The following is a 14,656-nucleotide window of genomic DNA, read 5'->3' on the forward strand; positions in this document are numbered from 1 at the left end:
GCCGCACCGCCGGAGTCCCGCCGGAGTCCCCGGCAGGGGCCGGCGGCCCCCGGGGCCGTCGGCGGCCCGTGCCAGAATGCGCGCCATGCTCGAGATCACCGTGCGCACGGAGGACGGACGGCGGCACGTCCGGCCGACCGCGCAGGAACTCGCCGGCCTGGTCCGCCGGATCGGCGGCGCGGGCGACCGGTTCCTGGTCGTCCAGCCGGTCCCCGACCTCCCCGACGTCTTCGTCCAGGTGTGGCACGAGGCCGGGGGCGGCTACACCCTGGAGCACCGCGCCGGGGCGCCCGACCGCCACGTCGCCGCGACGCTCGACGGGCCAGAGCCGGTGGCCGCCGCGATGACCGCCTGGGCCCGCCGCGATGACGGCTGGGACGCCGGACCGGACTGGTCCCCGCTCGACCTGGGGCCCGTCCCGCCGCCCCCGCCGCCGCTCGACCTCGACGACGACGACCGCAGGCGGCTCGAGGAGCACGTCCGCGCCGTGCTCGTCGGCGGCTACGCCACGCGGGCGCAGCTGGCGGAGGCGGCCGAGGACCACCTCGTCTCCGGCGACCGCCGCCCGGTCTCCCGCGAACAGGCGCAGCACCTGGCCGACCGGATGTGGCTGGAGCGCGTCGAGGAGCAGGCGGCCTGGGAGGGCGAGACGGACCCGGAGCGGCTCACCCGGGCCTTCGCGGCGCTGGAGGAGGCGGGCATCACGGCACGGGAGCACTTCACCTGCTGCCGCACCTGCGGCGGCGCGGAGATCGGTGCCGCCGGCGCGCCGGACGCCCGCGGCTTCGTCTCCTTCCACTCCCAGTGCACCAGGGGTGCTGCGGCGGGGCACGGGCTGACGCTGCTGTACGGCGGGTTCGACGGATCCCGGGAGACGACGGCGGCCGTCGGCCGGGAGGTCGCCGAGGCCTTCGGGGCGGTCGGCCTGCCGGTCGAGTAGGACGGCGATCCCGGGCGTGCCCTCACGGTCACGCCGCTGGACTGGCGCAGGAGGCTCGTCGGGTAGGGCCCCGCCGCCCGGCCGGCGCGGCCCGTCGCGCGGCGGCCGGGCCGTCCCGCCCGCCGCCCGCGGACGCGCCACGCACACCTGCCGCACATTCGCGGGGGACACCCGGAAGGGCGTACCGTTGCCCTTGGTAACGGATCTGCGACCGGAGACGGACCGACGACAGGCGGAGGTGGAGAGATGGGGAACAGCACGGCGGAGGCGGCGGCCCGCCCCTTCCTCGCGTCCCGCGCCACCGCCCCGGGTCGGCGCCGGTGACGGAGCACACGGAGAGGACCGCCCAGCCGGCCCCCGGCGACCTCAGGGAGGCCGGAGGCCCCGCCCGCGGCGCCCGGCGCCCCGCCCCGGCGGCGCCCCCCGCCCCCGCTGCACCGCAGCAGGCCCCGGCGCACCCCGAGGAGGGCCTGCTGGACCTCGTGGACCAGGCCGTGGTCGTCTGCGACGCCGACGGCGTGGTCCTGCGCACCAACGCCCCCGCCGGGCGGCTCTTCCCCCGCCTGCGGGTGGGGGAGGTGCTCGGCGCCCCCGCCGCCGGCCCCCTCGCGGCAGCTGCGGGCGACGGCTCCGACGCCTTCGACGCCGACTTCCTCGGCCGGCGGCTCAGCGGCCGCCGCACCGCCTGGGACGGCCGCACCGTGTGGCTGGTCCGCGACGACAGCGCCGTCCGCGAGCGGGAGGACGCCCTGCTGGCCGAGCGGTCCCGGTCGGCCTTCCTCGCCCAGGCCGGCAAGCAGCTCGGCGCCTCCCTCCACCACGGCCGCACCGTCCGCACCCTGGTCCGCACGGCCGTCCCCGTGCTCGCCGACAGCGCCGTCGTGGTGCTGCCGCTGCGCGGCAACCGCACCACCTGGCACCGCTTCGGCCCGCACACCCCCGAGCCCGTCGCCGGGCGGATCGCGGCCGCCGTGCTGGAGGGCGTGCCGCGGGTCGCCGACGCCCTGTCCGGCCTGGAGCCCGAGCCCACCGCCTGCCCCTGGCAGGAGCTGGAGGACCTCGGCGTCGTCCCGCAGCAGCTCGGCGAGGGCGGCGAGGCGCTCGTCATCCCGCTGCCGGGCAACGGCGTCCCCGCCGGCGCCCTCGTCCTGGCCCGCGGCCCGGACCGCGAGGGGTTCACCGCGGTCGACACCGAGCTGGTGCGCCAGTTCGCCTCCCGCGCCGGCATCGCGCTGGCCGCGTCCGCCTTCTACACGCAGCAGTCCCACACCGCCTCCGTGCTGCAGTCGGGCCTGGAGCCCGCCGCGCTGCCCGCCGCCGACGGCGTGCGGCTGGGCGCCGCCTACCGCCCGGCGCGCGAGGCCCTGCGGATCGGCGGCGACTTCTACCAGGTCGACCCCCGCCCCGGCGGCGGCCTGGACTTCTTCTTCGGCGACGTCTGCGGCAAGGGTGTGGAGGCGGCGGTCCTCACCGGCCGGGTGCGGCAGAGCCTGCGCACCCTGGCCCTGGTGGAGATCCGGCCGGTCCGCGTCCTGCACCTGCTCAACCAGGCGCTGCTGGACGCGGGGGAGGCCCGCTTCACCACCCTGGTGACCGGCTCCGCCCGCTCCGCCGCCGACGGCGGCCTCGACGTGGTCCTGGCCGGCGGCGGCCACCTGCCGCCGCTGGTGCTGCGCGACGACGGCCGGGTCGAGCCGGTGCAGATCGGCGGCACGCTGGTCGGCGCCCTGCCCGACCCGATCTTCGACCAGGCCGAGATCCACCTCGCCCCCGGGGAGCTGGTGCTGCTGTACAGCGACGGCGTCACCGAGGCCCGAGGCGGCCCGGCCGGGTACGAGATGTACGGGGAACGGCGGCTGGTCCGGGACCTCGGCACCTGCCGGGGCATGCCCGCCGGCGCCGTCGCCCAGCGCGTCGAGCTCCTCGCCACCGAGTGGCTCGGCGGCCGCCCCCACGACGACATCGCCGTTCTCGTCCTCCAGGCGCCCGCCCGCACCGACTGACCCCTCAGCCAGGAGCACCCGAGTGACCACCGCCACCCGACCCGCCCTCGACCCCGACGTCCGGTCCGCCTACGACGCGCACCTCGCCCGCGCCGACGAGGACGCAGCCGCCGCCCTCGTGCTCGGCCTGCTCGACGCCGGCTGGGCCCCGGAGCGGATCCTGCTGGACCTGGTCGCACCCGCCCAGGTCGCGGTGGGGGAGCGGTGGGCCTCCGCCGAGTGGAGCGTCGCCCAGGAGCACGCCGCGACCCACGTCAGCGAGCAGACCGTCGCCGCGCTCGCCGCCGCCACCCGCCGCCCCGCCGAGGAGGGCGCCGGGAGCATCGTGGTGGCCTGCGTCGACGGCGAGTGGCACGCCCTGCCCGCCCGCATCCTCGCCGAGGTGCTGCGGCTGCGCGGCTTCCGGGTCACCTTCCTCGGCGCCCACGTCCCCGCCCCCCACCTGGTCTCCTACCTGCACCAGCACGGCCCGGACCTGGCGGCCCTGTCCTGCATGCTCCCGGTGCGCCTGCCCCGCGCCCACCGCATGGTCGAGGCCGCCCGCCTCGCCGGGGTGCCGGTGCTCGCGGGCGGACCCGGCTTCGGGCCCGACGGGTCCTGGGCGGCCGCCCTCGGCGCGGACCTGTACGCGTCCGACGCCGCGGGCGCCGCCGACCTGCTGCAGCGTGCCTGGCCGCCGCCCTTCGACGGCGCGGTCTCGCTGCCGCACCTCGCCGACGAGGAGTACGCACAGCTCGTCCGGCGCCGTCCCGAACTGCTGCGGCACCTCGTCGACACCCTGCACGAGCGGTTCCCCGCCATGCGCGACTACAGCGACCACCAGCACGAGGCCACTCTGGAGGACCTCGGCCACCTGCTGGACTTCCTCACGGCGGGCGTCTTCGTCGACGACCCCCGCGTCCTCACCGGCTTCCTCGACTTCAGCGCGCACATCCTCGCCTCCCGGCGGGTGCCCCCCGCCGGCCTCCACCTGGCCGTGGACGCGCTCACCGGCCCCCTGCACGACTTCCCGAGGACCCTTGCGCACCTCACCGCCGGGAAGGAGGGCCTGGAGGAGGCCGGACACGCCCACTCCCGCTGACCCCCGAGCCCGAGGAAGGAGACGACCCGTTGCACGCCCCCGAACACCGGCCCGCACTCGACATCACCGAGGCGCGCCGCGACGACGGCACCGTCCACCTCGTCCTGGAGGGCGAGCTGGACTACGACACCTGCGAGGACCTCGACCACGCCCTCGGCCGGGCGCTCACCCCCGGCACGCACCGCCTCGTCGTCGACCTCGGCGGCGTCACCTTCATGGACTCCTCCGGCATCGTGTGCCTGCTGCGCGCCCGCCGTGCGGCCCCGGCGCCCGGCGGCCTCCGCGTCGTCAACGCCGCCCGCCAGCCGCTGGAGCGCCTCTCCATCGCGGGCGTCCTCGACCACCTCACCCGCACGGCCGAGGACGAGGACCCCGCCTCCGCCGCCGGATCCGCCTCGCTGGCGGACTCCGCGCCGTCCGGCACCGGCTGATCCGGCGTCCGCCCGGCACCCGTCCCGCAGCCCCCGCCCTGCGGTCCCCGCGCCGAGGAGCCGGACTGCTGCGGCGGGTCCCGCGGTCCGGGGGGCGCTCCCGCGATACGGTCCGAACGGTACCGTCCCGAGGACGGCCGGCCGCCCGCACGGCGGCCGAGAGGGTGAGGGCGTGCCGGGCGGCACGCCGGGTGAGGAGGGGCGATGCGGACCGTACCGGGGCCTACCGACCACGTGGTGGTCGTCGGGGCGGGCCTGGCGGGCCTGTCCGCGGCGCTGCACCTGACCGGCGCCGGACGCCGCGTCACCGTCCTGGAGCGGGCCGCCCTCCCCGGCGGCCGGGCCGGCCGCGAGGACCTCGACGGGCACCTCCTCGACACCGGTCCCACCGTCCTCACCATGCCCGACCTGCTCGACGAGGCGCTCTCCGCCGTGGGCCGCTCCAGCGCCGAGATGCTCGACCTCGTCCCGCTGCACCCCGCCTACCGCGCCCGGTTCGCCGACGGCTCCTCGCTCGACGTCCACACCGACGGCCCGGCCATGGAGGCCGAGGTCGAGCGGTTCGCCGGCGCCCGCGAGGCGGTCGGCTACCGGCGGTTGCGCCGCTGGCTGACCGAGCTGTACCGGGTGCAGATGCGCAGCTTCATCGACGCCAACTTCGACTCCCCGCTCTCCCTCCTCGGACCCGATCTGGCCCGCCTCGCCGCCCTCGGCGGCTTCGGCCGCCTCGCCCCCCGCATCGGGCGGTTCCTCCACGACGAGCGGCTGCAGCGCGTCTTCTCCTTCCAGGCCCTGTACGCGGGCGTCCCCCCGCAGCGGGCGCTGGCGGCGTACGCCGTCATCGCCTACATGGACACCGTCGCCGGCGTGTACTTCCCGCGCGGCGGCATGCACGCCGTGCCCCGCGCCATGGCCGAGGCCGCGGCCGGCGCCGGGGCGGAGTTCCGGTACGGCGCCGAGGTGACCGGACTGGAGCGCGGCCCCGGCGGGAGCCGGGTCACCGCCGTGCTCACCGCCGACGGCGAGCGGATCCCCTGCGACGCGGTGGTCCTCACCCCCGACCTGCCCGGCGTCCACGCCCTGCTCGGCCGCACCCCGCGCCGGCCCGTGCCGCTGCGCTGGTCCCCGTCCGCGTTCGTCCTGCACGCCGGCACCGACCGCACCTGGCCGGACCTCGCCCACCACACCATCTCCTTCGGCCGGGAGTGGGACCGCACCTTCCGCGAGCTGACCCGCGACGGCGCCCTCATGTCCGACCCGTCGCTGCTCATCACCCGCCCGACCGCCACCGACCCCTCGCTGGCGCCCGACGGCCGCCACCTCCACTACGTCCTCGCGCCCTGCCCCAACCTGGAGACCGGCCCGCGGGACTGGGAGGAGCTGGCCCCCCGCTACCGCGACGAGGTCGTCACCGAGCTGGAGAAGCGCGGCCTGGAGGGCTTCGGCGACGCCGTCCGCGTCGAACGGACCGTCAGCCCCGCGGACTGGGCCGCGCAGGGGCACGCCGCCGGCACGCCCTTCTCCGCCGCCCACACCTTCGCCCAGACCGGCCCGTTCCGCTCCCGGAACCTGGTGCACGGCACCGAGAACGCCGTCATCGCGGGCTGCGGTACCGTGCCGGGCGTCGGAGTCCCCACCGTCCTGGTCTCCGGCAAGCTCGCCGCCGCCCGTATCACCGGAGGAAGCCGATGACCGCCCCGCACCTCCTCCGGCCCCAGGCGCAGCCGCAGGCCCCCCGGCGCGGCCGCGACCGCCGCGCCCGCACCTGGCCCGCCCCCGCCGGCCGCCCCCGCGCCGCCGGACCCGCCCCCCGCACCGCCGTCGTCGGCGGCGGCATCGCGGGCCTGGCCGCCGCCACCGCCCTGGCCGAGCGCGGCGTCCGCGTCGACCTCCTGGAGGCCCGCCCCACCCTCGGCGGGCGCCTGGCCGGCTGGTCCACCACCCTCGCCGACGGCTCCACCGCCACCATGAGCCGCGGCTTCCACGCCTTCTTCCGCCAGTACTACAACCTGCGCGGACTGCTGCGCCGCGCCGACCCGGGCCTCGGGATGCTCGTCCCGCTGCCCGACTACCCGCTCCAGCGCCGCGGCGGCGCCCGCGACAGCTTCGCCCGCGTGCCGCGCACCCCGCCGTGGAGCGCCCTCGGCTTCGCCGCGCTCAGCCCCACCTTCACCTGGTCCTCCCTGGCCGGCATCGACCCGGTGGCCGCCCTGCCCCTGCTCGACGTGCGGGTCCCCGAGGTGTATGAGCGCCTCGACGGCACCAGCGCGCAGGACTTCCTCGACGCCGTGCGCTTCCCCGAGGAGGCCCGGCACCTGGCGTTCGAGGTCTTCTCCCGCAGCTTCTTCGCCGACCCGGGCGAGCTCTCCGCCGCCGAGCTGGCCCTGATGTTCCACATCTACTTCCTCGGCTCCAGCGAGGGCCTGCTCTTCGACGTGCCCGCCGAGCCGTTCCCGCAGGCCCTGTGGGACCCGCTGGCCGCCTACCTGGAGCGCCACGGCGCCCGGCTGCGCACCGGCACCGCCGTCGGCCGCGTCGACCCGCTGGCCGGCGGCGGCTTCGAGGTCGCGCCGGACGGCGGCCCCGCCGAGGCCTACGACGCGGTCGTCCTCGCCCTGGACTCCGGCGGCCTCCAGCAGCTCGTGGCGAAGTCGCCCGATCTCGGCGACCCCGCCTGGCGGGGCGCGATCGGGACGCTGCGCCAGGCGCCGCCGTTCCTCGTCTCCCGCCTCTGGCTGGACCGCCCGGTCCGCGCCGACCGGCCCGGCTTCCTCGGCACCAGCGGCTACGGGCCGCTGGACAACGTCAGCGTCCTCGACCGCTGGGAGGGCGAGGCCCGCCGCTGGGCCGACCGCACCGGCGGGTCGGTGGTGGAGCTGCACGCCTACGCCGTCGACGCTGGCGCCGACCGCCGGACCGTGGAGGACCGGCTGCTCGCCGAACTCCACCGGATCTACCCCGAGACCGCCGCCGCCCGCACGGTCGACGTCCGCCACGAGTGGCGCGCCGACTGCCCGCTCTTCCCCGTCGGCGGCTACGGGGACCGCCCGGAGGTCCGCACCCCGCACCCCCGGCTGGTCCTGGCCGGCGACCTCGTCCGCACCCGGGTGCCCTGCGCGCTCATGGAGCGTGCCGCCACCACCGGCTTCGAGGCCGCCAACCACCTGCTGCAGGGCTGGGGCGTCCAGGGCCAGCACCTGTGGTCCGTGCCCACCGCCGGCCGCTCCGCCCCGCTCCGCGCCCTGGCCCGCCGCTTCTGACGGCGGGTCAGGTGAGCACGCCGGACCGCCGCTCCCCAGGAGCGGCGGTCCCACGCCCGTGGCCTGCGGGGATGCGCGCTCTTATTCCCCGCGGGTTGTCCTGACAGTCCGCTAGGCTCCCCGGGCCGGAACGGATTCCGGCACAGGAACTACCGGGGAACAGCACACATGCGCACCATACGTACCGCCGCCGTCGCGGCCGCCGCCTGCGTCCTGCTGGGCGGGCTGTCCGCCTGCGGCGGGGAGAAGAAGGACGAGCGGACGCCCGCGGACGCCCTGAAGGCCGCCTCCGCGGTGATGGCCAAGGCGGGCAGCGCCGCCTTCACCCTCGACGCCCAGGACCCCGAGGACGGGAAGAGCACCGCCAAGGGCGCGATGAGCTGGACGGGTGCCAAGGCCATGGACCTGGCCTTCACCTCCGAGGACGGTCCCGCCCGCATGCGGTGGGTCGGTACGACCCTCTACTTCGGCGGGGACGACAAGGACGCCGCGGACCACGACGGCAAGCACTGGATGAAGCTGGGCGGCGGGCCCGCCACGGCCGGTGCCGACACCGGGCAGATGGGCGCCTGGGTCGACCAGGCCAACCCGTCCTCCGCCCTCGACGCCGTCGTCGCCGTCGGCACGCTGAGGAAGGTGGGCGAGGAGAAGGTCGCCGCCGCGGACACCGTCCACTACCAGGGCACCGCCCCGGTCGCGGACCTCGTGGCCGCCACCCGGCAGCTCAGCGCCAAGCAGCGGAAGTCGACCCTGGAGATGTACCGGAAGCAGGGCGCCACCTCGGTCACCCTCGACTTCTGGCTCAACGGCGACGACGAGGTCGTCCGGCACGTCCAGACGGCCAAGGGCACCAAGGGCACCTCCACCACCGCGTTCGTCTACTCCGAGCTGGGCCGGCACGCGGGCATCCAGGCACCGCCCGCCTCCGACGTGTACTCGCTGGAGGACATGATGAAGCAGGCGGCCGGCGCCCTGAAGGACGAGGGATCCGGGAGCTGACCGACCCTGCCCGGGGGCGCGCCGGCGGGGCGCCCCCGGAGATCGGGCCTCAGCCCGGGAAGCGGCCCGTGCTGCGCAGCTCCCAGCGGCGCTCCGCGTAGGCCAGGTCGTCCTTCCACAGCCGGGCGGCGGTGTGCCGCATCAGCGGCCGGACCAGCGGCGCCGCGCGGCGGGCGGCGGCGAAGCCGGCCCGGTCCGAGGCGGCGACCACGGCCTCGACGACCGCGGTGCGCGGCCGCCCGTGCCCGTCCGGCGTCAGGGGCGTGGCGTGGGTCTCCACGACGCTGCCCTCGCCCTCGCCCTCGGTGATGCGCATGACGACCGTGCGCGGGTCCGGCGCCGTGAAGACCGCCCGGACCGGCACGCCGAAGCGGCCCCGCACCCGGAACGCCACCTCCACCACGAACGTGTCGTCCTCCTCGGCCACCGGCCCCGACCCCGGCGCGCCGACGACGGTGAGGTCCGCGAAGGCGTACGGGTGGAACCACGCGCCGTGCCAGGGGTCCAGCCGGTTCGCCACCACGTCCTGCGGCTCGCAGCGGCCGACCGCCGTCGTCACCGCCGACAGCGCCAGGCCGAGGGGCGGGCGCTCCGGCACCACCGGCTCCGGCAGCGGCTCCTCGCCGCCCGCCGCGTCCAGCCGTACCCACGCCAGCACGCCGTCGTCGTGCGCCGGGAACGGCTCCCAGCCCGCGAAGCCCTTCTCGCCCAGCGTCAGTCCGTGCCAGTGGCAGACCAGCCTCCCGCCCGTGACCCGGCTGTCGCACAGCGGCGCGCCCAGGTGCGGGCAGGCGCCCGGGCCGGCGAGCAGCCGCCCGTCCGCGCCGCGCCAGGCGACGACCTCCACGCCCGCCACGGTCCGCCCGAAGGGGCGGCCCCGCCGGACCTCGTCGCTGGCGCCCAGCACGAACCAGTTGCCCGACGGCCGCGCCTCGGCGCGCTTCAGCGCCCCGTCGATGACGTCGGGGCGGGCGCCGCGCCAGGTCGGCTCCTGCTCGGCCCAGCGGGTGCCGCCCAGCAGGCTCAGCGGCAGCGGACGCGGCCTCCTCATCGGCCCCTTCCCTTCCTCGCGCCGCGGCCCAGGCGGGCCGCGGCCAGTCGTCCCAGGCCCGCGGCGGCGACCGCCGCCCGCCGGCCCGCCGGCACCACGACCCGCCGGTGCAGCACCGGGTAGCCGTTGTGCTCGATCTCGTCCAGGATGCGCCGGTACAGCACCAGCGCCGTCGCCACGCACGGCCGGGAGACCGGCGCCAGCATCGGCACGCCCAGCGTGGCCTGGGCGTAGATCTCGCGGGTGGAGGCGATGATGTCGCGCAGCGCCTCCCGCACCCGGTGGTCGGTGCGGCCGGTGCGGCGGCACCACAGCAGCAGCTCCCGGTCCACACCGTGCGGGGAGAGCCGGTCCGCGGGCAGGTAGACCCGGTCGCGGTCGAGGTCCTCGCCCACGTCGCGCAGGAAGTTCGTCAGCTGGAAGGCGACACCGAGGGCCGCCGCGTGCGGCTCCGCCTCCTCGCGCGGCGCCGACGTGCCCAGCACGGGCAGCACCTGCAGCCCGATCACCGCCGCCGAGCCGTGCATGTACCGGTGGAGGTCGGCCCAGGTGGGGTAGTCGGTGACGCTGAGGTCCATCCGCATGGAGTCCATGAAGTCGGCGAAGTGCCGGTGGTCGATGCGGTACCGGGCGGCGGTGTCGGCCAGCGCCGCGACCACCGGGTGGCCGCTGGACCCGGTCGCCAGGCCCTCGTCCAGCTCCTTCTGCAGGCCGCGCAGCGTCTCGTCGCGCTCCTCCGTGGAGGCGTCGCTGCCCAGGTCGTCCACGATGTCGTCGGCCCAGCGCGCGAACCCGTACAGGGCGTGCACGGCCGGACGCTGCGGAGGCGTCAGGAAGCGGGTGGCCAGGAAGTAGGTGCGGCCGTGGCGGGCGTTCAGCTCGCGGCACCGGGTGTAGGCCGCACGCAGCTCGGGATCGGTGATGCCCGCGCTGTCCAGTTCGCGGACGGTCACGAGGCGCCCTCCGCCGGATCCGGCCCCTCCGCCGGGCGGCGGGCCGTGAAGGTGTGCACGATGCCCTGCTGCCAGCCGCCGACCGGCAGCGCCCGCACCCCGGTGAAGCCGGCCCGGCCCACCCGGGCGTGGAAGTCGGCGGCGGTGTCGAAGTCCAGCACGCTGCGCCACAGGTGCCGGTACAGGCCCGCGCCGCCCGGGCCGAGGGCCCCCAGCGGCATGACGACCGACCAGCAGACCCCGTGCCACACCGCGCGGTGCAGCGGCGATCCGGTGAGGGTGTACTCGTGGACCACCAGCCGGCCGCCGGGCCGCAGCAGGCCGCGGACGGACCCCAGCACCGCGTCCGGGTCGGCGGTGTTGCGCACCAGGTACGCGGCGAACACCGCGTCGAAGGGGCCGGTGACGCCCGCCTCCGCGAGCCGCTCGGCCGGGCTGTGCACGAAGCGCACCTGCCCCGGCCAGCGCTTGGCGCGGGCCTGCCGCAGCATGCCCTCCGAGGCGTCGGCCGCGGTGATCCGGGCGTGCGGGGCGGCGCGCAGCAGGGCCGCCGTGGAGGCGCCCGTCCCGCAGCCGAGGTCCAACACCTCCAGCCCCCGGCCGCCGTCCGGCAGGCCCAGCCGCCGTGCGGCGAGCCGGAGATGGCGGTGGTACCCGGGATTGGCCCCCACCAGCCTGTCGTAGGCGGGAGCCGCCCGGTCGAACGCGTCCGAGAGCTCCCGGCTGCGCAGCAGACTCAACCCCTGCCTCCTCGTTGTCGCGGACCGTCGTCCGCGGGACCAGACGCTACCGCCCCTACCCCTGCGGCGGTACCGCGCAACGCCCCGGCGCGCCGCGCCGGGCGTCCCGGGCGGCGGCTCAGAGCTGCAGCTTGAAGCCGACGTGCGACCCGACGAAGCCGAGCTGCTCGTAGAAGCGGTGGGCGTCCGGCCGCGCCGCGTCGGAGGTCAGCTGGACCAGCGAGCAGCCCTGGCGGCGGGACTCGTCGACCGCCCACTCCATCAGCTGCCGGCCGAGGCCCCGCCCGCGCTCCGAGCCGTGCACGCGCACGCCCTCGACGACCGACCGGGTGCTGCCGCGGCGGGACAGGCCGGGGATGACGGTCAGCTGGAGGGTGCCGACCACCTCGCCGTCCCGCTCGGCCACCACGAGGTGCTGGTTCGGGTCCCCCTGGAGCCGCTCGAACGCGGCGACGTACGGGCTCAGGTCGTCGGGGGACTCGCGCATGGCCCCCAGCACGTCGTCGGCCAGCATGGCCACGATGGCGGGGATGTCGTCCGCGACGGCGGACCGGATGCCGATATCTGTCATGATCCGCATCGTAACCGGACGTCCGTGCGGGGCCCCCGGGCCTGCCGCGGCGGGGCGGGCGCGCGGACGGCCCTCCGGGACGGCGGGACGGTGGGGCGCTACCGGGCGCGCGGGACCCCGGTACGGCGCAGCAGCGGCAGCTCCAGGCAGGTCAGCGCCATCGGCACCACCGGCGTCCGAAAGCCCATCAGGACCTCCTCGCGCAGCGACGAGCCGCCGTCCAGGAAGCGCAGCAGCCGCTCCGGCGGACCGGACGCCACGAGCCCGGCCAGCAGCTCCGCGCCGCTGATCCGCCCGGTGTCCACCGCCCGCAGCAGGGCCGCGTCCATCGCCAGGTGCCGGCGGCGGTGCGGCGGCGGCGGCACCGGCACCCGCCCCGCCGCGTACGCCGCCGCGACGGCCCGGGCCTGCCGCTGCGCCGTGCTGAAGGTGTAGCCGGTCGCCGGGCGGGTCGCGCCGCCCGCCGTGCCGATGCGGAACGTCCGGGCGCCGGTGCGGCGGGGGAAGGCCGCATCGGTCATCGGCACCGCGCCCTCCTCGGTGCCGGTCACCTCGAACTCCGCCACGCCCAGCACCTCCCGCAGGTAGTGCTCCAGGCCGGCGTCGTACGCGGGCCCGTCCAGCCGGGCGCGGGAGAAGAGGGTGTACTCCACCAGCGCCTCCCGCGGCCCGGTGGGCAGCACGTAGCCGAAGGCCACCCCGCGCGGGGGCTGCGGCAGCCGGAAGTCCATCAGCAGCGCCGCCCCCGGGTCGAAGACCGGCGCGGCCGTGCGGACGAACCAGCCGCGGAAGTGCTGGAGCAGGCTGGTGCGGGCGGGCGGCAGCGCCGGGAGCGGGCGGGAGTCGAACACCCAGCGGGCCCGCAGCCGCCGGGGGCCCTCCGGCGCCTCCACGTCCACCTCGGCGCGGTGCGCCCCGTCGCGGACCGCCGTCACCCGCCCGGTGACCCGCCGCACCGCCGGGTGCGCGGCGAGCTCCGCGCCGACCAGCGCCTCGAAGTCGTCCGACCGCAGCATCCGGTACCGCAGCGGGGCGATCGGCCGGTCGGTCAGCGTGCCGTCGGGGCCGTGGACCGCGATCCGGTCCCAGGCGTGCCGCACCGCCGCGTCGTACGGGCCGGGCCCCGCCTCCCACCAGCACCAGGTCCGCAGCGGGCTGCGGGCCGGGCCGTCCGGCGGCTCGACCACCACCAGCGGACCGTCCGTCACCACCCCGGCCAGGTGCCGGGCCAGGGACAGCCCCGCCGCCCCCGCCCCGACGACCACCACCTCGGCGTCCTCGGCGTACCCGGCGCCCTCCGCCGGCCCGGCCGTGTCCGCCGTCATCCGCGCCCCTCCCGCACGGCGGCCGCCGGGGGCGTCCGCACGGCCGGGGTGCTGCACGGGGACGTCCGGCACGGGGACGTCCTGCACGGGGCAGTCCTGCACGGGGCCGGGGTCCCGGCCGGGAGTTTCCGCATGGCCCCGAGTATCGGCCACCGGGGCTGCCCCCGGGGACCTTCGGCCCCTGACCGCGCGCCGCCGCCCGCGCGCACGATGGCAGTGGGGCCCGGCGGGCCCCGGGGCCCGCCCCCGGGGAGCCGTCCGACCAGGGGCGGGACGGACCGGAGGAGGAGAGAACGATGGCTGCGCCCTACCGCGTGCGGGACGTCATGAGCACCCCCGTGGTCGCCGTCTCCCGGCACGCCCCCTTCAAGGAGATCGCCGCGGCCATGGGCCACTGGCGGATCAGCGCCCTCCCGGTGCTCGACGCCGACCGCCGGGTCGTCGGCGTCGTCTCCGAGGCGGACCTCCTGCAGAAGGAGGCCTACCGCGGGTACGAGCCGTCCCGCCGGGAGCAGCTGCAGCAGATCCAGGAGATCGAGAAGGCCGGCGGCGTCACCGCCTCCGACGTGATGACCGGGCCCGCCGTGTGCGTCGCGCCCGACGTCCCGCTCGCCGAGGCGGCCCGCCTGATGGCGCGGCACCACGTCAAGCGGCTCCCCGTGGTCGACGCCGAGCGGCGGCCGGTCGGCGTGGTGAGCCGCACCGACCTGCTGAAGGTCTTCCTGCGGGCGGACGGCCAGCTCGCCGACGAGGTGCGGCGCGAGCTCGCCGAGGGCCTTCCCGGCCCGGCGTCCGCCGGCGTCTCCGTCACCGTCGTGGAAGGGGTGGTGACGCTGGACGGCGAGGTCGGCGACGCCTGCCTCGTCCCGGTTGCCGCCCGCCTGGCGCGCGCCGTCGAGGGCGTCGTCGGCGTCGACTGCCGCCTGCACGCCCCGCACCCGCAGCACCGCGAGCCGCCCAGGACCGCCCCGCTCTACTGAACCGGCCGGGAGACCCGCAGGCGGCCGGTGCCCCGAGGGCACCGGCCGCCCGTGTGCGCCTCCGCGGCCGTCCGGGCCCCGGCCCGGCCGCGGAGGCCGCCACCGGCCGCGGGGCGCCCCCGCGGCACGCACACCGGCCCGGACCCGTACGGCGCCCGTCCCCGCACGGCGCCCCCCACGGCACGTCCCGGGCCCCCGCCGAAGGCCCCGAGGAGCCTCCCCGGGGCCTTGCGGAGGGCCGGCCCGGAGGGCGCCCCGGGGACGACGCCCGCGCGGACCGGGCTCCCGCCGCGCGCCGCGTGCGGATCCCGGCCCGTGCGGG

At 77.6% G+C, this 14,656-nt stretch carries 12 protein-coding genes and 1 pseudogene; 8 read left to right on the plus strand and 5 right to left on the minus strand.

All coding sequences use genetic code 11. From position 1 onward, the window contains the following. Positions 1-85 precede the first annotated feature (85 nt). The 7 genes and pseudogenes from LO771_RS19305 (at position 86) to LO771_RS19335 (ending at position 8,714) form a co-directional block, all read left to right on the plus strand. Positions 86-1,006: pseudogene (locus LO771_RS19305) on the plus strand (hypothetical protein). Positions 1,007-1,260: 254 nt separating this feature from the next. Beyond that, the gene (locus LO771_RS31395; RefSeq protein WP_230654156.1) at positions 1,261-2,943 is read left to right on the plus strand and encodes a PP2C family protein-serine/threonine phosphatase; all 1,683 of its coding nucleotides are present in this window, start codon (positions 1,261-1,263) and stop codon (positions 2,941-2,943) included. A 22-nt stretch (positions 2,944-2,965) separates the two neighbouring features. Continuing rightward, positions 2,966-4,024, plus strand: coding sequence for a B12-binding domain-containing protein (locus LO771_RS19315; protein WP_230654157.1), 1,059 nt, complete (start codon positions 2,966-2,968; stop codon positions 4,022-4,024). 29 nt (positions 4,025-4,053) lie between these two features. Next, positions 4,054-4,455, plus strand: a complete 402-nt coding sequence (locus LO771_RS19320; protein ID WP_230654159.1) for an STAS domain-containing protein — start codon at positions 4,054-4,056, stop codon at positions 4,453-4,455. A gap of 204 nt (positions 4,456-4,659) precedes the next feature. Then, complete coding sequence (gene crtI, locus LO771_RS19325) at positions 4,660-6,147, plus strand: phytoene desaturase family protein (protein ID WP_230654161.1); 1,488 nt, start codon at positions 4,660-4,662, stop codon at positions 6,145-6,147. Next, the gene (locus LO771_RS19330; protein ID WP_230654163.1) at positions 6,144-7,715 is read left to right on the plus strand and encodes an FAD-dependent oxidoreductase; all 1,572 of its coding nucleotides are present in this window, start codon (positions 6,144-6,146) and stop codon (positions 7,713-7,715) included. Before crtI ends, LO771_RS19330 begins: the two co-directional genes overlap by 4 nt. Before the next feature lie 168 nt (positions 7,716-7,883). Further along, the gene (locus tag LO771_RS19335; protein ID WP_230654165.1) at positions 7,884-8,714 is read left to right on the plus strand and encodes a hypothetical protein; all 831 of its coding nucleotides are present in this window, start codon (positions 7,884-7,886) and stop codon (positions 8,712-8,714) included. Positions 8,715-8,763: 49 nt separating this feature from the next. Here the strand turns inward: LO771_RS19335 and LO771_RS19340 are convergent, their stop codons facing one another. From LO771_RS19340 to LO771_RS19360, 5 genes are all read right to left on the minus strand, one after another. Then, a complete protein-coding gene (locus LO771_RS19340) occupies positions 8,764-9,765 on the minus strand; it encodes a DUF5914 domain-containing protein (protein WP_230654167.1) in 1,002 nt (333 codons plus the stop codon). After that, positions 9,762-10,718, minus strand: coding sequence for a phytoene/squalene synthase family protein (locus LO771_RS19345; protein WP_230654169.1), 957 nt, complete (start codon positions 10,716-10,718; stop codon positions 9,762-9,764). The genes LO771_RS19340 and LO771_RS19345 overlap by 4 nt, the downstream gene beginning before the upstream one ends. After that, positions 10,715-11,458 (minus strand): class I SAM-dependent methyltransferase, encoded by a 744-nt coding sequence (locus LO771_RS19350; protein WP_230654171.1) that lies wholly within the window; start codon positions 11,456-11,458, stop codon positions 10,715-10,717. Before LO771_RS19350 ends, LO771_RS19345 begins: the two co-directional genes overlap by 4 nt. A 118-nt stretch (positions 11,459-11,576) precedes the next feature. Then, a complete protein-coding gene (locus LO771_RS19355; RefSeq protein ID WP_230654173.1) occupies positions 11,577-12,029 on the minus strand; it encodes a GNAT family N-acetyltransferase in 453 nt (150 codons plus the stop codon). A gap of 98 nt (positions 12,030-12,127) precedes the next feature. Continuing rightward, on the minus strand, positions 12,128-13,441 hold the full coding sequence (locus LO771_RS19360) for a lycopene cyclase family protein (RefSeq protein WP_308188945.1): 1,314 nt from the start codon (positions 13,439-13,441) through the stop codon (positions 12,128-12,130). Between the two features lie 209 nt (positions 13,442-13,650). Between LO771_RS19360 and LO771_RS19365 the strand changes: the two genes are divergently transcribed. Further along, complete coding sequence (locus LO771_RS19365) at positions 13,651-14,334, plus strand: CBS domain-containing protein (protein WP_230654174.1); 684 nt, start codon at positions 13,651-13,653, stop codon at positions 14,332-14,334. The last annotated feature ends 322 nt before the right edge of the window (positions 14,335-14,656 follow it).

Source organism: Streptacidiphilus sp. ASG 303, assembly GCF_020991365.1.
Taxonomy (GTDB): domain Bacteria; phylum Actinomycetota; class Actinomycetes; order Streptomycetales; family Streptomycetaceae; genus Peterkaempfera.

Bases quoted from the DNA above. Each gene is read 5' to 3' on its own strand.
- crtI (WP_230654161.1), top strand. From the start codon at position 4,660: ATGCGGACCGTACCGGGGCCTACCGACCACGTGGTGGTCGTCGGGGCG.
- LO771_RS19330 (WP_230654163.1), top strand. From the start codon at position 6,144: ATGACCGCCCCGCACCTCCTCCGGCCCCAGGCGCAGCCGCAGGCCCCC.
- LO771_RS19335 (WP_230654165.1), top strand. From the start codon at position 7,884: ATGCGCACCATACGTACCGCCGCCGTCGCGGCCGCCGCCTGCGTCCTG.
- LO771_RS19340 (WP_230654167.1), bottom strand. From the start codon at position 9,765: ATGAGGAGGCCGCGTCCGCTGCCGCTGAGCCTGCTGGGCGGCACCCGC.
- LO771_RS19355 (WP_230654173.1), bottom strand. From the start codon at position 12,029: ATGACAGATATCGGCATCCGGTCCGCCGTCGCGGACGACATCCCCGCC.
- LO771_RS19365 (WP_230654174.1), top strand. From the start codon at position 13,651: ATGGCTGCGCCCTACCGCGTGCGGGACGTCATGAGCACCCCCGTGGTC.